General features: G+C 57.5%; 20 protein-coding genes. 10 read left to right on the top strand and 10 right to left on the bottom strand.

Translation table 11 applies throughout. The annotated features are described in order from the left end of the window. Nucleotide 1 precedes the first annotated feature (1 nt). The 4 genes from ACO6TI_RS10115 to ACO6TI_RS10130 form a co-directional block, all read right to left on the bottom strand. Nucleotides 2–589, bottom strand: coding sequence for a hypothetical protein (locus tag ACO6TI_RS10115; RefSeq protein ID WP_282045461.1), 588 nt, complete (start codon nt 587–589; stop codon nt 2–4). 8 nt (nt 590–597) lie between these two features. Next, entirely contained in the window at nt 598–2,241 is a 1,644-nt protein-coding gene (locus tag ACO6TI_RS10120; protein WP_108873441.1) for a hypothetical protein, read from the bottom strand. 12 nt (nt 2,242–2,253) lie between these two features. Next, nucleotides 2,254–5,130 (bottom strand): peroxidase family protein, encoded by a 2,877-nt coding sequence (locus tag ACO6TI_RS10125; RefSeq protein WP_422384876.1) that lies wholly within the window; start codon nt 5,128–5,130, stop codon nt 2,254–2,256. Nucleotides 5,131–5,465: 335 nt separating this feature from the next. Next, nucleotides 5,466–5,798 carry an SMR family transporter gene (locus ACO6TI_RS10130; protein ID WP_173937438.1) on the bottom strand — a complete coding sequence of 111 codons (333 nt, stop codon included), beginning with the start codon at nt 5,796–5,798 and terminating at the stop codon, nt 5,466–5,468. 515 nt (nt 5,799–6,313) lie between these two features. Here ACO6TI_RS10130 and ACO6TI_RS10135 point away from each other — a divergent pair. Further along, the gene (locus ACO6TI_RS10135; protein WP_104705308.1) at nt 6,314–6,976 is read left to right on the top strand and encodes a L,D-transpeptidase; all 663 of its coding nucleotides are present in this window, start codon (nt 6,314–6,316) and stop codon (nt 6,974–6,976) included. A 3-nt stretch (nt 6,977–6,979) separates the two neighbouring features. Here the strand turns inward: ACO6TI_RS10135 and ACO6TI_RS10140 are convergent, their stop codons facing one another. From ACO6TI_RS10140 to dctP, 6 genes are all read right to left on the bottom strand, one after another. Beyond that, nucleotides 6,980–8,500, bottom strand: a complete 1,521-nt coding sequence (locus tag ACO6TI_RS10140; RefSeq protein WP_422384877.1) for an ABC-F family ATP-binding cassette domain-containing protein — start codon at nt 8,498–8,500, stop codon at nt 6,980–6,982. A gap of 289 nt (nt 8,501–8,789) precedes the next feature. Beyond that, nucleotides 8,790–10,307, bottom strand: coding sequence for a malonate--CoA ligase (locus tag ACO6TI_RS10145; protein WP_422384878.1), 1,518 nt, complete (start codon nt 10,305–10,307; stop codon nt 8,790–8,792). Continuing rightward, a complete protein-coding gene (locus ACO6TI_RS10150) occupies nt 10,300–11,568 on the bottom strand; it encodes a malonyl-CoA decarboxylase (protein WP_422384879.1) in 1,269 nt (422 codons plus the stop codon). Before ACO6TI_RS10150 ends, ACO6TI_RS10145 begins: the two co-directional genes overlap by 8 nt. Beyond that, nucleotides 11,565–12,881, bottom strand: coding sequence for a TRAP transporter large permease (locus tag ACO6TI_RS10155; RefSeq protein WP_055120344.1), 1,317 nt, complete (start codon nt 12,879–12,881; stop codon nt 11,565–11,567). Before ACO6TI_RS10155 ends, ACO6TI_RS10150 begins: the two co-directional genes overlap by 4 nt. 5 nt (nt 12,882–12,886) lie before the next feature. Further along, nucleotides 12,887–13,429, bottom strand: coding sequence for a TRAP transporter small permease (locus ACO6TI_RS10160; RefSeq protein WP_055120342.1), 543 nt, complete (start codon nt 13,427–13,429; stop codon nt 12,887–12,889). A 64-nt stretch (nt 13,430–13,493) separates the two neighbouring features. After that, nucleotides 13,494–14,480: a TRAP transporter substrate-binding protein DctP gene (dctP, locus tag ACO6TI_RS10165; RefSeq protein ID WP_029062015.1), complete on the bottom strand. Its 987-nt coding sequence runs from the start codon at nt 14,478–14,480 to the stop codon at nt 13,494–13,496. 143 nt (nt 14,481–14,623) lie between these two features. Between dctP and ACO6TI_RS10170 the strand changes: the two genes are divergently transcribed. From ACO6TI_RS10170 to lptB, 9 genes are all read left to right on the top strand, one after another. Then, nucleotides 14,624–15,280, top strand: a complete 657-nt coding sequence (locus ACO6TI_RS10170; protein WP_055120336.1) for a GntR family transcriptional regulator — start codon at nt 14,624–14,626, stop codon at nt 15,278–15,280. A gap of 128 nt (nt 15,281–15,408) precedes the next feature. Next, complete coding sequence (locus tag ACO6TI_RS10175; RefSeq protein WP_422384880.1) at nt 15,409–17,766, top strand: heavy metal translocating P-type ATPase; 2,358 nt, start codon at nt 15,409–15,411, stop codon at nt 17,764–17,766. Between the two features lie 10 nt (nt 17,767–17,776). After that, entirely contained in the window at nt 17,777–18,181 is a 405-nt protein-coding gene (cueR, locus tag ACO6TI_RS10180) for a Cu(I)-responsive transcriptional regulator (protein WP_029062012.1), read from the top strand. 15 nt (nt 18,182–18,196) lie between these two features. After that, a complete protein-coding gene (locus ACO6TI_RS10185; RefSeq protein WP_422384881.1) occupies nt 18,197–18,628 on the top strand; it encodes a c-type cytochrome in 432 nt (143 codons plus the stop codon). Nucleotides 18,629–18,642: 14 nt separating this feature from the next. Continuing rightward, complete coding sequence (locus tag ACO6TI_RS10190; protein ID WP_055120328.1) at nt 18,643–19,101, top strand: c-type cytochrome; 459 nt, start codon at nt 18,643–18,645, stop codon at nt 19,099–19,101. A gap of 139 nt (nt 19,102–19,240) precedes the next feature. Beyond that, nucleotides 19,241–19,861 (top strand): ribonuclease D, encoded by a 621-nt coding sequence (locus tag ACO6TI_RS10195; RefSeq protein WP_055120462.1) that lies wholly within the window; start codon nt 19,241–19,243, stop codon nt 19,859–19,861. Nucleotides 19,862–19,914: 53 nt separating this feature from the next. Next, a complete protein-coding gene (lptC, locus tag ACO6TI_RS10200) occupies nt 19,915–20,565 on the top strand; it encodes an LPS export ABC transporter periplasmic protein LptC (protein WP_208992863.1) in 651 nt (216 codons plus the stop codon). A gap of 3 nt (nt 20,566–20,568) precedes the next feature. Beyond that, nucleotides 20,569–21,138 carry an LptA/OstA family protein gene (locus tag ACO6TI_RS10205; RefSeq protein ID WP_422384882.1) on the top strand — a complete coding sequence of 190 codons (570 nt, stop codon included), beginning with the start codon at nt 20,569–20,571 and terminating at the stop codon, nt 21,136–21,138. A 123-nt stretch (nt 21,139–21,261) separates the two neighbouring features. Next, complete coding sequence (gene lptB / locus ACO6TI_RS10210; RefSeq protein ID WP_055120324.1) at nt 21,262–22,017, top strand: LPS export ABC transporter ATP-binding protein; 756 nt, start codon at nt 21,262–21,264, stop codon at nt 22,015–22,017. The last annotated feature ends 65 nt before the right edge of the window (nt 22,018–22,082 follow it).

Consider the following 22,082-nt stretch of genomic DNA (forward strand, 5'->3'; position numbering starts at 1 on the left):
CTCAGGTCTCCGTTACTTTGGCCGGTACTTGGACGATCGCCCGCACCAGGGCCGCGCCGACAAGTGCGCCGGCAAAAACAAAACCCAGGATCTGGATCGCGCCCCCTCTCAGGATGACAAGAGTCAGGGCGAAGATTAGAAAGGCGAGCAGTCTGGCGATCAGTTGGAACCAGAAGGACTGCATTCTGGCTGGCAGCAGCCAGATCATCAGAACATCGAGTGTCCAGACGCCGAGCAGCAGGAAATTGCCGCCCGCGATCAACGTTCCCTGTTGTACGAACGTATCGGCTACACCGTCGAAAATTATGAAGATCGCCCAATAGGCATGCAGCACGAACAGCACCCAGGCACCTGTCCAGAAAAGATAGGCCAGATTGGCGACCGTCTGGCCGGCGGTCCTGATAAGCCACAGGCCAAGCGCCGGGATCAGCAGGAATGTGGTCGCCCAGATGGTCAGCTTTGTGCGACCCATCTCAAGGTCACCATCCAGCTCCGGCGCAATCATGCACCAGATGATCAGAAGGCCTGCCGATAGGTTCACTATGGTGATTTGCGCAAGCGTCAGCGCGGTAGGTTTGTCACGGGTCATGGCGGACCTCACAGGGTTTTCAGGTATGCAAGCAGGTCGGACAGGGCAGCCGGATCCCGCTCCGGGTCGTCGATCGCCCACGGGTAGTTATGCCCCGCATTCGAATTTCCCGGTGCTGACGTCTCGAACAGGAAGTAACGCCGGCTGTCTTTTGCCGATGGGCTGGCAAATCCTGCACGGTCGGTGTCGTAGGTGTTCCAGCCGCGATAGAACTGGGCCCGCCTCGGCTCGAGATTGATGAGCTCTGCCAGGGTCAGAATGCTCGCATTGTGCAGGAACGGTGCTCTCAAAAAGGCGCCGTCGACCGGCCCCGCCACGTAGCCGCGAATGGCCAGATTGTCGGCGTCCTGGGGTTGAGGATGAACCTCGTCGCGAGCGAAGGCGAAGGGATGCTCCTTCGGAAAATAGGCGTGGAGCGCATCCGGCATCTCGCCATAGTGGCGGAACATGACCCGTTCGGGGTCGGTGCCGATTTCAGACAAGGGGATCACTTCATGCGTTCTTTCACCCGGTTCCCACCCTTCGCCGGATCGGTCGCCATGGCAGGACATGCAAGAATTCCTGTAGACCTGCCGTCCGCGCTGCACGGCACCCGGGTCGGGTTGCCCGGCTTCGGGAAACAGGTCCTGGAATTTGGGCGGTGCGAGCGAAATCGTGTAGGCGATCGCTTCGCGAATATTGTGCACGATCTCGGGGTGGGCGAGGTTGACCTCGGTCGCGCCGGCCGCGACGGCAGCAAGCGAACTGCGCGCTTCCACATTCGAAACAGATCCGTCGAACTGAGCCCGTTCGCGCCAGCCCTGATTGTAGATTGTCGCGATCTTGGAGTGGATCGGCAGGTTGTTGGCCGGGTAGTGCATCACGTTTCGAAGCAACGTGCGAAAGGCCAGTGTTCGGGTCGGCCCTGTGGGAGTGACATCTTCATCTCGCGAGCGGCCATTGCCGTATGGCTCGTCAAATCGCTCGATGTTTGCAAGAAGGCGTTCCCGGATCTGACGGAGCCACAGGCCGGTCATGATCCGTTCGGGCAGGCTGAGGCTCTTTCCCGTCTTTTCCTCGTAAGTGGCCATGATTGCCGGCACCGTCAGGCGGAACGGGGCGTCTTCCACCGGTTCTCCAGGGGCCGTCGGCATGCGTTCGATCAGCGACGACTGGAAGGCATCCAGCCACGCGAAAAGGTTGATGGAGACGCTTCCGGGGCCAAGCAACCGAACGGGTTCTGCGCCATCGGACGTGCTGAATTCGGTTGTGTGGCAAAGCGCGCAGGTAAGCGCGACGAACGGCACCGGCGATGGGGCCGCCGTCTGCGGCCGGTAGTTGGTCGTGGTAAACCCGACAGGAAGGCCGTCGGGATTGTCCGGATCGTCCAGAAATCCGAATTGTTCCACCCAGTTGCCGGCCTCCTGGCCGCCAGGCTGGAAATGATGCGGAAACAGATCCGGCAGGACGAGCGCCACGGGCAGCGGCATGACTTCGGTCCCGATCGTGCCATTGCGAAACGCCTGAGGCGCATCCCGATAGATCGGCTTGGCCCAGCCTCGTTCGATGTAAACAAGGTAGCCGGTCGCCAGAACGGCGATCAGAATGGCGATGTTCAACACCCAAAGGGCGACCCGCCAGACATAGTTGAGACGAGGGACGGAGACTGGCATGAGCTGTTCTCCTCAGGTCTGCCGAGGGCGCCAGGGCGCAAAGGCACTTTGTCCCGTGGGCAGGACACTCGCAAATTCAGGGAAATGACGCAGGATAATGCTCGTCATCGTATTTTCCTGAACCCAGGCAATTCCAAGCGGTGAATAGATTTCCGGTCGGAAATCGACAGTCAGGAAACGGTCGGATTGCAATCTGCGGGTCGCCATCAGGATGAAGATCCGGAAGGCGGTGTCGGAGAAGCCGAAACCCGGTGGTGGCGTTTCCGCAAATAGACCGACCATCGTGTCGACATTGTCGAACGAGCCGTAGATGTCCTTGAGGAGCCGCACATCCTCGCTGTTCGCCGTGATGTCTTCCCATCGCCGGATCGGCGGCTTGTGAAGTCCCTGACGAAACTTGTTGTACCGCGGTATCCCTCGCGAGCGCTCCCGCACGAGATCGACGACCGACAGGTCTATGATCTCGGTCTTGAGGTCCGGCGATGTACGGGTAAAGTGCTGAAGCGACCTGGGATAATTGTGGAGCGTGATCGCACCCGGATGTGAGTTGCCCATCGAATAGAGCACGTCGGACAGCCCGACCCTGCGCATCACTTCGTCCGTCCTGATCCCCTGGATATCATTGAATTCCAGTTTCTCCCGGAAACCGCCGGTCGCAGAATCGTAGATATGATAGTCGTCAGGCAGGAGCGGATGCAGCCGGTAGACCGTGACAAAGTCTTCGGTCAGGCAATATCGCGCGTTGTGATGGTCCGGAAGCGTTTCGGGAATGCCACGCAGTGCGTGCGCTTCCTGAAGCCACAGACCCATCCGGGTGAATGCCCCGCCCGGACCGGACCAGTTCGCATTCAGGGCGACATCGATTTCCGGAGTTGCCAGGATGGCGGGCGTCCATTCAGCCGTATGGATCTTGGCAATCAGCGCGGAGATCACCAGCCTTGCTGTCTGATAGACTCGCTCGTCGCTCCAGGTGCTGTATTCACGCCGGAGAGCGTCACAAACCGAATTGTGCTCACGGGCAAACAGCGTGTGCAACGCGGACAGGCCAAGCCACCAGCTCTCGTTAAAGCCTGTAACTTCCATGCCGAGATTGTTTTCCGGCAGATAGCCTTCCTCCAGACGCAGCATCGGTCCGGTGCCGTCGCGCAAGCGTGCGGCTTTCTGCAGGCTGCTGCCGTAAATCTCCGATCCGTCCCACCAGTGGGAAACGGTATTTTCAAACGTCAGTTTCTGATCATCCGAAGTCCCGATGGGAACATCGCCGGAGATCCGCATGACGGTCTCTTTCTTACCCTTGGGCGTGTTTTTCCATGTTTCGCCCTCGGGCATTGGCACCTGGATGTCGTCTTCCCCGAATTTACGGCGGCTGTGCTGAACCCAGTCATGGACCTGGAACTGGATCCAGGCGGCTGCTATCACGTTCAGCGAAGTCGCCGGTATAAACGACTTTCGATAGAGCAACTGCTTGCTGACTTCGACCGGGTTCGGCGTATTGATATCGTCCGGGCGCGGATCAGGTGGCAGATTGCGACCGAACACGGCCTTGACCTTACCCATGTCAGGGACGCCGAGGTCGTTCTGCGTTCCGTCAAAGGACCTGCGGTCCCAGGCCTCTTCCGGTGTCGGGTCCCCGGGCTGCGTCGCTTGCGGGTTCGGTTCGACCGGTTCGCGGTCAATCAGGTTTTCCCGGCGCAGCTGATGACGCAGCAGGGACAGGTTCAAAAGCGCCAGCAGATGCGGCAGACGGTACCAGGGTCGCCAGCGGTTGAGCAGCCCGAAGGCGCGTTCGAGTACTGCCGTGACAATCCGGTTGCGCAGCGGAACTGGTTCGTAAAACCGTTTCCGTGCACGATGGGCAGCGCTTGCTGCGTAAACGGCCTTGCGAGCGCGGTTGAGATTTCCGAGTGGACGGAATTCAGGTCGGGTGTTCCATGGGTTGAAGGCCAGTCCGTCGATCTGAACGGCTTTGTCCTGCGCTTCCAGCGTGGTGACGTCCTGCTCGGGCACGGTCAGGACGGCGACGACTATCGGTGCCGATCTGTCTTCAGGCCATTCCGAAGCAGCATCCTCGACCGGTGTGATCTCCTCGTTCACGAAGCGCTGGACGCAAAATTCCCAGCTGGCGTCCCCTTCACTTACCAATTGGGCGATTTCGTTCCGCAGGTAATTTGGATTGTCCGGGACTTCAGTATTGCCCTCTTTTACGGCAGCACTGTTGGCAGGCCGGATAAAGTATCGCACGGGACCGGCGTCACCCCAGAGCGCCGCTCCGCGGCTCCAGAAGCTTTCCTCCGTCAGCGAATGGACGGGACGCTTGGTGCCACCTGAAACATTGCGAAGCATCCGAATGGCTTCCCGCGGACCGACCGCGAATACCAGCTTGATGACACCGACTATTCGGTTTCCGGCCATGGCGGAGGCAAATGCGATGAACTGTTCGGCATCACGGGCGTGCGGAACGGGAAAATTCGTCATCAGGAGGTCCTGGACACCGGCGCCGGTATCCACCCTGAGCGCCGCACCTCGCAGGTCACGATCGCTGTCCGGCTGGTGCTGGCCGCTCGCGTTGGACAGGCGCAGGACAACAGGCAGTTCCGCACCTTTTTGCCAGTGGCCCACGGACAGATCATCCGGCAGGTCTTCGGAAACCTTGAGCACCGCATTGTCAATCGCCAGAAGTGCCTTGGCGTGTTGCGCGCGATCGATGCGCAGCGCACCGGATCTGCGACGGACCTTGTCCTGAACTTTCAGGATCGCATGGGCGAAGCGCTCGAAGTCCTTGCGCTCCTGTTCGGCTCCGTTTCTTTCGCTTCTGTATTTCTCCCACTTTGTAATTCCAACAATATTGTCAGTAATTTCAGGTTTGTTTTCGTCGTCTGAAGCCAACATACACGCGCCCTCACAACCAAAAAGAGAAAGAATTGAAATATTCTAAAATAAAGCAAACTGTATATTGATATTATATTGCTGAATTTTGTAATTTTCAACGCGGCTGTTGAGGTGCATTTGAGTTTTATTGTCATTACCTTACGAAATGGCGGCAACCTCTTTAAACAAAAGGGAAATGTCGTGCCTTGATTGTATCGAAGATGCCTTCGGCCTTGTTATCCAGCGACAGGCGGGTATACGACCGCTCTGGCGAAAGCATGTTGTGATTCCGCCTACAACCTGTTCATCGCCAGGCAAGGGCAGCGCCTCTAGAGAGGCCATGCAGGTATCTGCTTCTAGTGAGCGACCGATTTCGAAAAGACATTGATGATCACGACGCCTGCGATGATCAGGCCGAGACCGACAAGGGCGGGAAGGTCCAGTTTCTGATCGAACGCCAGCCAGGCAACCATGGTGATCAGAACGATTCCGGCACCCGACCAGATGGCGTAGACCACACCGGTGGGTAGTACCCGGATCGGGTAGGACAAAAGCCAGAATGACAGACCGTAGCCGGCAATCGTAATGAGCGACGGCACAAGACGCGTGAAGTTTTCGGTTCTTGCCAATGCGGAGGTCGCGATGACTTCTGCCAGGATGGCGGCACCCAGGAACAGGTAGGTTGCGATCGGGCTGGCGGGCATGTGCGGCTCTTTAACTTGCAAAAGGAGGCGAAGGGCTACCGAAACGGACCGAAGTCGGTTGGCAGGAACACGTGCGGTTCAATCCGCTGTTTGTCACGAGAATGCTCCCTCGCGCAATATCCGTGTGAATTTTCTGCCAGCTCCGGACGCTGCCGTCGGTGGAGTTTGACATCATCGGGGACGGATAAAGTTGGGGCGGCGGCGAAGGCCGGAAGCCTTGCAAAGTCAGGCTTTTCTCCCGAACGGATTTGCCGGGTGCTCCAACGCAACCCGGTTGACGTTGTCTTCCGCCAAGGTAACCGAATTGATGTCAAGGAACCGGTTGAGAACACAATGACTTGAAGCGGCCATTAATTTGCCGTTTACCATAATATTGTTCGCTTGAACTCTGCGTTGCGTATTGAAGAGTGCCCTTTCGGTCCCGGATCCGGGGTCAGATGGCGCACAGTTGCAATGTTGAACTGGATTGTCCGCTCGACCGAGCGCAAAGGGAATTGAAAATGGCATCAAAACTGAGCCGCCGTCATTTGGTTTTTGCAGTTCCGTTTCTGTTGGCGGCCTGTCAGGGCAAGCAGAAATCGACTGTTCAGGCGGGTCTGACCCCTCTTTCAGACGGAACACCGAATTATGCGTCCGCCTACGCGCCGGTCCGGGATGGTGGATTTTCACTTCCGGGGATCGACTATCAGTCTTTTGATCCGAAATACCTGCGGCAAACGGTGTTTTATCCAACCAGATATCCTGCAGGGACAATCGTCGTCGATCCGAAAAAGAAATTCCTTTATCTTGTTCAACCCGGCGGGCGCGCCATCCGCTATGGCATCGGTGTCGGGCGCGCGGGCTTTGCCTGGAACGGGGAAGCGGTAATCCGTTTCAAGCGGGAATGGCCGAAATGGTTCCCGCCCGACGAGATGATCGAGCGTGACCCCAAACTGGAAAAGTATAGGGACGGGCAGGAGGGTGGACCGCGAAACCCCATCGGTGCCCGCGGGCTCTATCTCTGGCAGGGCAACAAGGATACGCTCTACCGCATCCACAGTACCAACCAGCCGAGCAGCATCGGGACCAATGCGTCCAGCGGCTGTATCCGCATGTGGCACCAGGACATTATCGATCTTTACAAGCGCGTCGAGCTCGGCACCAAGGTGGTTGTGCTGAGCTGAGCTTCAGACCGCTCCGTCCATTTGCACGTCAAAGAACGTTGCGGGACTGTCGGTTTCCGCAAGCCGTTTACCGTCGATAAGCCAGAATCGTGTGCCGACATTGCGCACGAAAGTTCGGTCGTGGCTGACAATCAGCGCTGTGGTGTCGTGGATGAGCAGTTCCCGCTCAAGCGCTTCCTGGCCATCGATATCGAGATGGTTGGTGGGTTCGTCGAGAACATAGAGGTTCGGCTTTGAAAGGCGCAGCAAAAGCATCGCCAACCTGCTGCGTTGTCCTCCCGAGAGAATGGAGATTCGTTTTTCCTGCAGATCGATATGAAGGCCTGCTTCGGCCAGGAGCGCGCGTGCTCTGTGGTCGCCGACATCCGACATCTCCGTCACCGCGGACATCGGGCTCTTGAACCTGTCGAGCTGGGAAAGGTTCTGATCGGAAACACCAGGGATTGCAGAAGGGGCAACGCGGATATTGGCAACTTCGGCATCAAGTGCGCCCGTCACCAGCGACAGCAGCCGTGTCTTGCCGGTACCGTTCGCGCCAAGAACAACGACCCTGTCTCCGGGGTTGATCCATAGCGGTGGAAGCTTGAACAGCGTACGGCCGTCCGGAATTGTCACGGCAGACTCGGCAAGGCTGACCAGGGCCTTGGCGTGCGCTCCTGAGTTTTCCAGGCGGATTTTTCCTGCAGATTGATGCCTTTCAGCGGGTCGGGCCGTATCTTCTATCTTCTGGGCACGCTCGTTCAGCTGCTTGGTCTTGTTAAGCAGCAGATCAGACCCTGAATTGATGCCGATGTTTTTCAACTTCGCAGCTTTGCGGCGGAGCTGGCTCGCCTTGGCGAGGTCGTTCTGAAACTGACGTTCGGCAGCGCTATCCTGTTCCGAAAGGCTTTCACGTGCCTTTGTGTAAGGCAACGCGAAGACATGCGATTTTTCGCGGCGCAGGAAAAGGGTCCGGTTGCAGACCGCATCCAGAAACGCCCGGTCGTGACTGGCCACGATCATCGGTGTGCTGCGCGCGACGGTCGCAATCCAGGTCTGCAAAACCCCGATCCGGTTCAGGTCCAGGTGGTTCGTCGGTTCGTCCAGAAGAAGCACATCGGGCTCGCTCACCCAGGCCCTTGCAAGCAGCGCAACCCTTTGCCAGCCACCCGACAGTTGGTTCAGGGGACGTCGCCAATGAACCTCGGGAACATCCAGGTCATTCAACGCGATATCGGCACGCCAGCTTTCCGTTTCGATCTGCTCGGGATCGAGTGCGGACAGGACCGCGTCATAGAGCGACAGTTCCTCAAGGTCGTTCGGAACATCCTGTGTAACAAGTCCAACCTTCGTCCCCCGCGCAAGGATGATGTCGCCCTGTGTCGCCTCGGTCTCACCGGCGACAATGCGGAGCAGCGTGGATTTGCCTGTCCCGTTTGCCGCAACGAGACCGATCCGCTCGCCTTTGCCAAGGCTAAGGTTCAGGTTTTCAAACAGGGGTGTAGAGTAAATAACGCCGAGATTGCGCAGATTGACCAGGGACATGTGTCACGACTTTCGAACCGGGATTCGCAGCATCAAAGCTGCCTTCTGGGCAGATCGTGGTGACTTGAAAAATTGTCCTCCGATCAGCCCTACAAACGCGTTTGCAGGGCCTGGACGGGACCTCGGGTTCGATCATGGAAGCGGAAATACGTCAAATGATCCTCCCTTGGCTCGTGTGGACTGTCCGGAACGCTAGTTCGGTCTTTTCGTCAAGTCAATCATCCCGGCAATCTTTTGACCTGTTTGAGGAGACCATCAAGCATGAGAGACACCGGGCGCGCCGGACAGGTCAGGCCGGCGCGAACATGTCCTGAAACTTGTCCCGCAGGATGTTTTTCTGAACCTTGCCCATGGTGTTGCGCGGCAGTTCATCAATCACGATCAGCTTTTTCGGGTGCTTGAATCGCGCCAGCGAGGTCTTGACCGCTTCGTGGATCGACTCGATATCCGGGGCCACGTCTTTCTCCGGCACAAGCACGCCCAGCACCGTTTCGCCAAAATCCGGATGAGGAACACCGATCACTGCGCTTTCCGCAACACCGGGTTGATCGTCCAGGACAAGCTCGATTTCCTTGGGATAGATATTGTAGCCGCCGGAAATAATCAGGTCCTTGTTGCGGCCAACGATGTGAACATATCCGTCCTCGTCGATCCGCCCGAGATCTCCTGTGATGAAGAATCCGTCGCTACGCAGTTCGGCAGCGGTTTTTTCCGGCATCTGCCAATAGCCCTTGAACACATTGGGGCCACGCACCTCGATCTGGCCGACGTCGCCCGGAGGCAGGGTTGCACCGCTCTCCGGATCGGTGATCTTGAGTTCCACGCCGGGAAGCGGAAAGCCGACGGTTCCGGCGCGACGCTGGCCATCATAGGGATTGGACGTGTTCATGTTCGTTTCGGTCATGCCATATCGTTCCAGAATGCGATGACCCGTCCGGTTTTCGAACTGGACGTGGGTTTCGGCCAGGAGCGGAGCGGACCCGGACACAAATAGACGCATGTGAGCCGTCAGTTCCCGGGTGAACCGCGGGTCGTCAAGCAGCCGGGTATAGAATGTTGGAACGCCCATCATCGCGGTCACGTCCGGCATGTGTGCGATGATCTGGTCCAGGTCGAATTTCGGCATGAAGATCATGCTCGCCCCCGATGCCAGGACGACATTCGTCGCCACGAACAGCCCATGCGTGTGAAAGATCGGCAGTGCGTGCAGAAGAACATCGCCTTTGGTGAAACGCCACTCCCCGACAAGGGTCTCGGCATTGGAAAGGAGATTGTTCTGCGTCAGCATTGCTCCCTTGGACCGACCCGTCGTGCCTGAAGTATAGAGAAACGCGGCAAGGTCGTCGCCTGATCGGTCGACAGTGGCAAAACGTGTCGGCATCTCGGCGGCGCGCGCGCTCAAAGAGCCTGTTCCGTCCGGATTCAGCGTTTCGATCTTCGCGTTCAGTGACGCCGCGACCGGCTCCAGAGCATCTTTGCTGCGGCCATCGCACACGATCAGCGAAGCACCGCTATTGTCGATGAAATAGGTCAGCTCATCGACCGTATAGGCCGTGTTGAGCGGCAAGAACACCAATCCCGCCTGGGCGCAGGCGGCATAAAGCGCGAGTGCTTCCGGCGATTTTTGAATCTGTGCTGCGACCCGGTCACCGGCTGTCAGCCCGATTTGCGCAAGTACATTGGCGGTTCTCGCAGCCATTTCCAGGAAATCCTGATGCGTGATCGTGCTTCCGTCCAGCAGGTGGAGAAACGGTGTCGTCTTGCCGGCATGAACGCCAAACAGGCTGTCAAAGAGTGGATTAGGCATCGGCGTTACCTTTGCTTGTCTGTTGGAGCGCAGCGGATCTGGCTAGTGACTTGACTGCATCCGCGGCCATCACTTCCTGCGTCGTTGCAAACTTTTCGTGGTTTTGTGCGACTTTGGCGAGGTCGTAAAGATAGTTGACCATCGTTCCACCGGATTGTGCGCGGCCCTTGTCCGACGTGTCCGCATCTGGATGGACTGCATGAATGATGGCGCCATTGCCAAGATGAAAGCGGGCGACGGGGTCGAAGGGTCTGGTGCCCCTGGACTTTGCATTCAGCAGGTAGTGGGCCGCCGTGGCCTTCATCTCTTCCGGCGCGGAAGCATGCCACTCGACGCCTTCGCGTTCCAGCCATCTCGTAAGTCCTGGAATGGGTGACAAGGTCACGAAGGTCTTCAGTCCACCGAGTTCGGCGGCCAGATCGGAAGCGACCTGTTTGATCAGTGAGTTGCCGAACGAGATATTTGCCAGGCCTGCCTGGCAATTGGATATCGAATAGAAAACAGCCGTATCGGCGTCTTCGGCCGGGTGCGCTTCCCGGTCCTCCGCCAGGAGAGACTGTATTGAGTTTGCAATTCCCTTTGTCAGAGCGACTTCGACGAAGATCAGCGGCTCATCAGGCATCGACGGATGAAAAAAAGCGAAGCAACGCCTGTCGGCCGGTTCCAGGCGGCGGCGAAGATCATCCCAGCTATGGATCGCATGAACCGCTTCATAGGCGATGATTTTTTCCAGGATATGGGCCGGGCTCTCCCAGTTGATGGGCCTGAGAACCAGGAACCCGCGGTTGAACCAGGATGCAAACAGGTGCCGCAGATCGAGATCCAGGGCATCGAGTTCGGGATCCTTGTCGCCGAGCCTCAACAGATCCGCACGCATGTTGACGAGTGTGCCCGTTGCTCCCGGCACCCTGTTCAGGCGCCGGAAGAGTTCCTGTCTTCGAGGTTCTGAGGCCGTCATGAAGTCCCGGTAACTCGCCTTGCAGGGGTTCTTCTCATAGGCATCCAGTGCGGTTCGCACTTTTTCCGGGTCAATGTTGAGCCTGCCGGCGACAGTGCGGAAGAAGACGAGCTTGTCTTCATCGTCCAGATCCTCGAAGCCCGACAGGATGTCCTGCGCGAGCGCCAGTCCCGACGTTTCACCCGCCGAGCCGACCAGATCGCCAGCCAGTTCTTCAAGTGGCCGGTCATTCCGCAGATATCGTGCGGGTTGCCGGTAGCGACGCTCGAAGACGGTGGACAAAAGGTCGGCGAGCAGTGTCATACCGCCGCCCCCATGATCACGTCGGGAAGCCAGGTCGCCAACTCGGGGAACAGGCAAAGGAGAATGATCGCCAGGACCATGCACCCGACAAAAGGCAGGGAGCCGGTCAGGATTGTCTTCAGGGAGATATCCGGCGCAATGCCGTTGATGACGTAAAGGTTCAAACCGACGGGGGGAGATATCAGTCCGATTTCCATGTTGATAGTCAGTACAACGGCGAACCAGATCGGGTCGAAACCAGCTGTGGTTATGATCGGCAACAGGATCGGAGCGGCCATCAGGATGACGGCAACCGGCGGCAGGAAAAAGCCCGCGATCAGCAGAAAGATGTTGACGGCACCCATCAGGATCCAGCGGTTCACATCAAGGGTCCCGATCCATTCGGCGATCGACTGCGTGATGAACAATGAGCTGAGCATGTACGAGAACACACCGGCCGCGGCGATGATGAAGAGGATCATCACCGATTCCTTGGTGCTGTCGCGCAGGACCACCCAAAGCGCCTGCGGCTGCCAGAGCTTGTAGATGATCATGGCGATCAGCAGGCACAGGAGAGCACCGACTGCTGCAGTCTCGGACGGGGTCGCAATACCACCATACATGGCATAGAGCACGCCAAGGATGATGGCCAGAAACGGGAGAACGCGCGGAAGAATTTCAAATCGTTCCGCCCAGCTGTAACTGCCCGCACTCAGTTGCCCGCCGTCACCGGATTTCCAGGTCGAATAGAGTGACCAGGCCATGAACAGGCCGACCAGCATCAGGCCCGGGATTACACCTGCCAGAAACAAGCGGCCGATCGAGGTTTCGGTCGCAATGCCATAAACGATCATGGTGACGGACGGCGGAATGAGAATGCCAAGCGTGCCTCCCGCCGCAATGGAACCGGCAGCGACACCATCCGGATATCCGCGCTTGCGCATTTCCGGTATGCCCATCTTGCCGATGGCTGCACATGTTGCCGGTGAAGAGCCGGACATGGCTGCGAAGAGCGCGCACGCGCCGAGATTTGAGACGACGAGCCCACCCGGGACCCGTGTCAGCCACCGCTCGAGCGCCTCATACAGATCTGCACCTGCCCTGGTGGACGCGATTGAAGCGCCCATGATGATGAACATCGGGATCGATAGCAGTGCAAAGTTGTCGAGCTTGCCGAAAAGGATTTCCGGCATCAGTTCCAGTGAGCGGGGGCCATCGAATATGATCAGGAAACCGGCGGATACGATCAACAGTCCAATGGCAACGGACACACCGGAAAAGAGAACCAGAATGGTCGCAATGGCAACGATTGCGCCAAGAAGAAGAGGGTCCATCGCCGTTACTCCAGGCCAAACGGTTTGTCTGCTCCGGTCAGTACGGCCACCAGGTCAGCGACAAGCTGCAGCAGGAGGAGGCCGAAACCGATCGGAAGGGCGAGGTAGGGGATCCAGAGTCTGACGCCCCAAACCGTGTCGGAACGCCAGCCGCGATCCCAGGCGAAATGCCAGTATTCGTAGCCATACCAGAGCATGATCGAGATTATGACGATAGACAGCGCCGATGTGAGAATGGCGAGCGCAAATCGTGCCCGGGGTGGAAGCGAAAGCGGAATGAGGTCGACATTCACATGACCGCGCAGGCGCTGCACATAGGGCAGCCCGATCAAGGTTGCGGAAATGACAAGATAGATCACGGCCTCGGTCTGCCAGACGGTTGAGGCATTGAGTACCCATCGCACGAATATCATCTGGCAGGTAATGGCGACGGCCGCGACGATCATGGTCGCGGAACACCAGCCTGCCAGGGTTGAGATGGCTGCAACGGCGCGCAGAAACGGGTTGTTTCCAGTGCGCGCGGCAACAGCAGAGCTATGGCCGGCCATAACCGACTCCCCCAGATCCGGGATTGAAAGAAAGGGCGGGCGGCCTGGGCCGCCCGCAATGCCGTTATTCGACAGCCAGCGCCTTGTCGAGCAGATCCTGTCCGCCCGGCACTTCCTCGACGAATTTCTTGTAGGAAGTCTCCATGGCCAGCTTGCGCCAGGCTTCGAAGTCCTCCGGGCTCATCTCGGCGATATCAACCCCGGCTTCCTCAAAGACCTGAACCGAGGCGGCGTCCTGTTTCTTCGCTTCTTCCAGATAGAACGCCTCGGCCTTCTCGGCTCCTGCCAGAAGCGCTTGCTGCTGGGCTTCGTTCAGCCCTTCAAAGCTCGACTTGTTCATCAACAGCGGCTGATACATGAACCAGAGCGCGACGTCGCCAGCAGGTGTATAACACTTCACCTGTTCGTAGATCCGATAGGAAACGAAGGACGAGGACGAGGTGTTGGCCGCCTGCAGAACACCGGTTTGCATGGCGTTGTATATTTCGGACGAGGCCATCGAAGCGATGGACGCACCTGCTCCGGCGAGCATCTGTTCGAATGACTTGCCGGCCGCACGGGTCTGCAGGCCTTTGACGTCATCAGGGCTCGTGATGCACTTGTCGGTTCCGGCAAAGCCACCGGCGAGATAGCCGTGGACGAGAACCATCACATCGTCTTCCGCCATTTTCGCTTCAAGGGCGTCCATGAACGGCGAGTCGCTGAGACGGGCTGCGTGATCGTGGTTTTTCACAAGGCCCGGCATCAGGGTAAGGTTGTACGCTGGCTGCTGGCCACCGGCGTAGCTCAGCGGGAACACGGTCATGTCGAGCTGACCGCGGCTGAGCGGCTTGTATTGCTCACGGGGTTTGAACAGCGACTTCGATCCGAAGATCTTGATGTTCAGGTCGACATCAGCCGCTGCGACTTCATCGGCAACGATCTGTGCCACCTGGTGGCGAACATCCTTGTTTGACCATTGGTGCGACAATCGTAGTTCTGTCGCGTTGACGATCGATGCAGAACTCATGATGGCAAGGGCTGCCACCGCACCTTTCATAAAAGTTTTCATAATTTCCTCCCGAAGTGTCCGCCCGGGAGGCTTACCCGGGTGGATGTGGCCAATCTAAGGTTGGTTTGTATTTTTAGTCAACAATCTTGTATACAAAAAATTCGAATTTGCGTTTCAGAAGGGATCGAATTACAAGAAATGTCATGGAACAACGCCGCGCCGACAACATAGCTGAAGCGCTGGAAGAGCATATATTCAGCGGCTCTTTCCAGGACGGGGATCGCCTCGATGAAGTCAGGCTCGCCGAACAGTTCGGTGTCTCCCGCACCCCGTTACGCGAGGCCTTTCAAAGACTCGCGCTATCCGGCCTGGTCGAACTGGTGCCTCGGCGGGGCGCATTCGTTCGCCAGCCCGGACCGATCGAGCTGATGGAAATGTTCGAGGTCATGGCAGAGCTTGAAGCCGTGTGCGGACGCCTGGCGGCGATGCGGATATCGGAAGAGGCACTGGACGATCTTCGCGATGCGAATGCCAAGTGCCAGAAAGCGGTCGATGCCAGGGACACGGACGGCTACTACACCGAGAACGAACGTTTCCACAAAACCATTTACAGGCAGTCGGGTAATCGTTTCCTGGAACAGGAAGCGGCCAAACTGCACAAACGTTTGAAACCGTTCCGGCGGCAGCAATTGAAGTTCCGCGGCCGGATGGCCCAATCCATGGCCGAACACGAGGCTATTGTCGATGCATTGGCCACCGGCAAGCCGGAGGAATCCGCCAATGCGCTACGCAATCATGTCGCGGTTCAGGGCGAAAAGTTTCACAATCTGATGGCAAGCCTGAAAAGCAAGGCAGAGTGAAAACTCAAGGCGCAGTCTTTGCAAACGCTGGCGGATCAAACAGGCATACGTGATTTTTCAGATTGACCTTCCAGTGACTGGAAGCCCTAACTGACACCTGCAGTCAACTTGGAAAGAGTATCCAGATCATGCAGGAAACCGTTGCCTCAATTGCACCAACAGAGGAAAACCGCGAGGCCACCGACCCGGTCTGCGGCATGACGGTTGCGCTCGGCAAGGGCAAGCCGACACTTCGCTACAAGGGTGAAGACTACCACTTCTGCAATCCGAAATGTCACGACAAGTTCGAGACGGACCCTTACTTCTACCTGTCAGGCAACAATCTGAAAAAGAAGGAGCTGGAAGCCGAAAGATCCGCGACCGGCGCTCTTTTTACGTGCCCGATGGACCCGGAAATCGTGCAGGAGGGCCCGGGCACATGCCCGATCTGCGGCATGGCGCTCGAACCGATGAGCGGTGTCTCAGACGAACCCAATCACGAACTCATCGATTTCACCCTTCGTCTCAGGGTCAGCGCGTTGGCTGCCATCCCCCTTCTTGTCCTGACCATGGGACCCATGGTCGGCGTGCCGGTACGCGACTGGATCGGGGAAGGCTTTGCAATCTATCTCGAGGCGATTCTTGCCACACCCGTTGTGCTTTGGGCGGCCCTGCCGTTCTTTCAACGCGGCTGGACTTCGCTCGTCACACGTCACTTCAACATGTGGACGCTGATCATGATCGGTGTCGGCGCCGCCTATCTTTATTCCATGATAGCCGCTTTCATGCCGTTCCTTTTTCCAGACACCCTCAAGGGTGCAGGCGGACATATGCCGGTCTATTTCGAGGCGGCAGTGGTGATTGTTGCGCTGGTTTTCGTCGGTCAGGTTCTGGAATTGAATGCAAGGGAACGCACGGGTGACGCCATTCGCGCGTTGCTTGACCTTGCACCGAAGACCGCTCGGCGGATTGTTGCTGATGGCGACGAATATGACGCACCGCTTGAAAACATCGTGGCCGGCGACAGGCTGCGTGTCCGGCCCGGTGAAGCGGTTCCGGTCGATGGAGTTGTACTGGAGGGGGGATCATCGGTCGACGAGAGCCTGGTCACAGGTGAACCGGTTCCGGTCGCAAAGGAACCTGGCGACAGGGTCACGGGCGGTACACTCAACAAGACCGGTACCCTTGTCATGGAAGCGCAGCTGGTCGGCGAAGACACGATGCTCGCCAAGATCGTCGACATGGTGGCTTCAGCACAGCGGTCCCGCGCTCCCATCCAGGGTCTTGCTGACCGCGTGGCGGGCTATTTCGTGCCGACTGTCGTCGGTGTCGCAGTGCTGGCGTTCTGTGCCTGGCTTGTATTTGGACCAAGCCCGTCACTGGTGCATGCCGTAATTGCCGCCGTCTCCGTCCTCATCATCGCCTGTCCCTGTGCGCTCGGACTGGCAACGCCCATGTCGATCATGACCGCAACAGGAAGGGGTGCGCAGGCGGGCGTCTTCGTCAAGACCGCCGAAAGCCTGGAACGTCTTGCCGAGGTCGATATGATTGTTGTCGACAAGACCGGAACGCTTACGGAAGGTCGTCCGGTGGTAAGCGATATTCTTCCCGATGCCGGTGTCACGGAAAATCATGTTCTGGAACTGGCCGCAGCGCTCGAAAAAGGGTCCGAACACCCCCTGGCCGAAGCCATCCTCGATGCAGCTGGAGAACGACAGCTCGACATTCCGGTGGCAAACAGTTTTGAAGCGGTGACCGGCAAGGGCGTGACCGCAAAAATCGGCACCAGCCGTGTTTTCCTGGGAAATGCAGTTTTTGCAAGGGAGACCGGTGTTGATCTCGACGGACTGGACGAACGTGCTGAGGAGCTTTCCGAACTGGGCAGGACCGTCATGTTCCTGGTTCAGGATTTTGGGGGACAAGCCTTTCTTCAAGGCCTGATTGCTGTCTCCGATCCGGTAAAACCGAATGCCAAGGCGGCTATCGCTGCACTCCATCATGATGGCGTGAAAATCGTCATGGCGACCGGTGATGCACCGCAGACAGCTGCGGCCGTCGCTGCCGTTTTGGGAATTGACGAGGTCCATGCCGGCGTTTTGCCGGAAGGAAAGCAGAAGCTTGTCGAAGACTTGAAAGCCGGTGGCCACACGGTCGCAATGGCGGGAGATGGCGTCAACGACGCCCCTGCGCTTGCAGCCGCTGACGTCGGACTGGCTATGGGCACAGGCGCAGACGTTGCGGTCGAAAGCGCCGGCCTGACCTTGCTCAAGGGAGATCTTGAAGGGATCTTGCGCGCACGAACCCTTGCCCGTGAGACCGTGAGGAACATCCGGCAGAACCTCTTCTTCGCCTTCGCCTACAATACTGTTGGAGTTCCCGTCGCTGCAGGCGTGCTCTATCCGGTTTTCGGAGTTCTGCTGTCGCCCATGCTGGCGGCGGTCGCCATGAGTTTGTCTTCGGTCTCCGTGATCAGCAATGCGTTGCGCTTGCGCACCCTCAAACTGTGAGGACACCCGGATGAATATCGGAACAGCATCTGAATTGAGCCACCTGCCGGTCAAGACCATTCGCTACTACGAGGAGATCGGCCTGATCGAACCGACACGCAGCGGCAATGGATACCGGGATTTTTCGGAAGTGGATGTCCAAAGACTGAAATTTCTTCAACGCGCCCGTGGGCTAGGGTTTTCGATTGAGGAATGCAGGGATCTTCTGTCGCTTTATGAGGATCGCAACCGGGCAAGCGCGGACGTTAAGGCCCTGACACGCGCCAAGATCCAGGAAGTGGATCGAAAGATAAGCGAGCTGAAATCGCTCAAGCGCGTTCTTGAAACGCTTGCGGAAGCTTGTCACGGCGACGACCGACCGGACTGCCCGATCATTGATGATCTTGCAGGCAAGAGTGATCTGGATCAGGACTGACGGAGGCGCGAGAGCATGAAACGTATCGGAACCGGAGTGGCCGTCGCTGCACTGCTTGCCGCAATACTGGCGGGGGCTGTTACCTGGCGCTTGCAATCTGTTGAAGGCGCGCGGCCAGCCGAAACAGGTGCTCCACTTGTTCAGGTGACGGAACCGGAGCTGTTGCCGGTTGCCTTGGAGGGACAGTCTGTCTTCCGCGCGAATTGCGCTGCCTGTCACGGAAATCTCGCAGACGGACGTGAAGGCCTGGGGCCGCCTCTGGTCCACAAGATCTATGAACCGGGACATCACGGCGATGCAGCCTTTTTCCTGGCAGCTGCACAAGGTGTCCGGTCACACCACTGGCCGTTCGGCGACATGCCGCCTGTTGCGGATGTAAGCCAGGATGATGTGCGTAAGATCGTCGCCTATGTGCGTACGCTTCAGCAGGCGAACGGTATCTATTGAAGAGGAAGAGCTTGATGAAACCCAGTCATGTTTTGTGGACGATCGCGGCCGGCATTGCAGGCCTTGGAGCTGCCTGGGCCCATGGCGGAGCCACGGGGATCGTCAAGGAACGCATGGATGCGATGACGGAAATCAGCCGCAATGTCAAACTTGTCGGCCAGATGCTGAAAGGCAACGCGGCCTACGACGGCGTTGAAATTGCGCGTGCAGGTCAGGCGATAGCCACTCATGCAGGTGACGCGATGATCAAGCTGTTTCCCGAAGGCAGTTTGAAGGCGCCATCGGAAGCCAGCCCGTCGATCTGGAATGAATGGACGCAGTTCTCCGGGTATGCTGACAGTCTGCAAACATCGGCGCAGTCCTTGAAGGGACTTGCAGAACAAGGCGCGGATCAAAAAGCCGTTGCGGCCGCCTTTGGGAAGATGGCGGGAACCTGCAAAGCCTGTCACGAGGCATTCCGCATAAAAAAATAGTTTCTGTCGCCAATTACGCCGCGTCTTCAGCGGTTGACTTCAGCAATCTGCTTGCCACATGGGGCAGCATGTTTTACCTGACGGTCAAACAAAGCTGATAAACAAGCTGCAACGGCACGGCAACAGGAGACAGTTCGACATGACCATCCGGTACCACAAGGGGGACCTTCCGGATCTGAAGGCCTATGAGGCGGCGGAAGCGGTTGCGGTCGATTCGGAAACCCTGGGCCTCAATCCGCACAGAGATCGGCTTTGTGTCGTCCAGCTTTCCTCTGGGGACGGAACCGCGGATGTCGTGCAGATAGCGCGTGGTCAGACTGATGCGCCGAACCTTGCCAGGCTGTTTACCGACGTGACGAAGCCCAAGATTTTTCACTTTGCCAGGTTTGATGTTGCCGTGTTGCGGCACTATTTAGGCATCGAGGTCACACCTGTCTGGTGCACAAAGATCGCGTCCAAACTGGTGCGCACGTATACCGATAGGCACGGCCTGAAAGATATCACTCGCGAATTGCTGGGTGTTGAACTGTCGAAACAGCAGCAAAGTTCGGACTGGGCCGCGGAAAACCTGTCGGATGCGCAACTCGCCTACGCCGCATCGGATGTATTGTATTTGCATGCATTGAAGGAAAAGCTGGAATTCATGCTCGAACGGGAAGAACGTGGGCACATTGCAAAGGCTTGCTTTGAATTTTTGCCGGTTCGTGCCGAACTCGATCTCAAGGGTTGGGACGAAAACGACATTTTCGCTCATTCCTGACCAGGGCGAGTGGTTGCCGGCGTTCTGGCGGCGTCGCTCTTTTGGAGACACCATTGACAGTCATCAGCGAAGACACGGGACAATCGGTCCCGAAGCACCAGTTCAGCCGTGCACAGCGGGCCGCCCGCCGGCACAGCATTATGGTGCGCGTTTTACGCTGGCTGTTTCCCGGAATCGGCCTGTTGATCCTGGCCGTCATGGTCGGGCTGGTGGTCCTGTTCAACGTATTGAGCGGTTTTGGTGCGGCGAACATGATGCTGACCAGCGACGGGCTAGTGATGGATCATCCGGAATTGTCCGGTCATGACGGCGAGCGATCCTACAAGGTGACCGCGCGCCGCGCGATCCAGAGATTGAGTGATCCGCGTATCATCGATCTTGAGACGATTCGCGCCGATATCGTGCTCGACGAGGATGAGAGCGCTGAAATCATTGCGCTTAAAGGCACTTACAACAATGCGGCAGAGACCTTGCGTCTTTTTGAAGGTATCCAGATCGAATGGAGCGAAGGATATACCGTGGATCTGTCCGAAGTGGATATCGATCTGAAGGATGGCGCGATGCGCACGTCAGAACCGGTTTCTATCCGGTCGGAACAAGGTCGTGTTCAGTCTGGTAAACTTTCATATGATAAGGCTAAAGGTCTCGTCCGGTTTTCGGATGGTATCAAGATGACCATTCTACCGGCATCGGAAGGACAGTAGCAGATGACATTTTCCAAGCTTTTCGCGATCGCCTCTGTTGCGGTTCTGCTGACCGGCACTGCCGGCGCTCAGACATTTTCGGACTCTTTTGCGGGCTTCGGATCGAACGAAGGTGAACCGATCGAGATTGAAGCGAGTGAACTCAGGGTGGAAGACAACAACAACACGGCGACATTTGTCGGTGACGTTGTCGTGATCCAGGGCGAAACCAGCCTTAAGACCGAACGCTTGAAAGTTTTTTATGCCGGGTCGGATTCAACGGAAGACGAAGGGGCGGTGCAGCAACGTATTTCTCGCCTGGAAGCCGAAGGAGGGGTTTTCGTGACCTCCAAGGACCAGACTGCCAAGGGGGATGCGGCAAGCTTCGACATGAACAAGGAAATCATGGTGATGACCGGCCGTGAAGTCGTTCTCAGTCAGGGTCCGAACGTGGTTGTCGGCCAGAAGCTGACGGTCAATTTGAAGACCGGACAGGCGAATTTGACGGCCGCCAACGGCAACGTGTCCGGTTCGGGCGGCGGTGGTGGACGTGTTAAGGTTCGTATCTTGCCGAACAGCGTGGAAGAGAACTGAGTTATTACCCTGCGGGCATGACGGATTTGGTTGCTACTTGACCTGAAACGCGCCGGCAATTTTTGGATGGAATTTTGTTACGTGAAGAGAAGCTCTTCAGACTACAATGGATTGCATGGAAGTATGCCGGAACCTGCTTTGCCTGAAGACGATCTGTCACAGGCGCTGGTGGTTGAGGGGATAGGCAAAACCTACGGCCGCCGCCAGGTTGTCAAGTATGTAAGCTTGTCGGTAAAACCGGGTGAAGCCGTCGGCTTGCTGGGTCCCAATGGCGCCGGCAAAACCACGACATTTTACATGATCACGGGCCTGATCAGGCCTGATCAGGGCCAGATTCTGCTTGAAGGGTTCAACATCACCCGTATGCCGATGTACCGAAGGGCGCGTCTGGGGATCGGGTATCTGCCGCAGGAAGCGTCAATTTTCCGGGGCCTGACGGTCGAGGAAAACATCCGTGCGGTTCTGGAAGTGGTGGAATCCAATCGTCAGAAACGCCGCGAAGAACTGGATTCGCTTCTGGCTGAATTCGGCCTGACTCATCTTCGCAAATCGCCGAGTATTGCCCTTTCCGGCGGAGAACGCAGGCGTGTTGAAATCGCACGGGCGCTGGCCAGCCGTCCATCCTTCATGTTGCTCGACGAACCCTTCGCAGGCATCGACCCGATCGCGGTTGGTGATATTCAGCAACTGGTGCGTCACTTGACGCAACGCGGGATCGGCGTCCTGATCACCGACCACAATGTACGCGAGACCCTCGGTCTGATCGACAGGGCTTATATCATCGCGTCCGGCGAGGTGCTCACGGAAGGGCTGCCGCAGGAAATCGTCACGAATCCCGACGTGCGAAGGCTTTATCTGGGCGAACAATTTACGCTTTGATGACGGGTGGCGAGCTAGGGTATAGTGCAGGTCTGCAAGTTATAAGCAAAAAACAGACCACAAGT

Origin of the sequence: Roseibium album, assembly GCF_965233825.1 — a bacterium.
Classification (GTDB): Bacteria; Pseudomonadota; Alphaproteobacteria; order Rhizobiales; family Stappiaceae; genus Roseibium; species Roseibium album.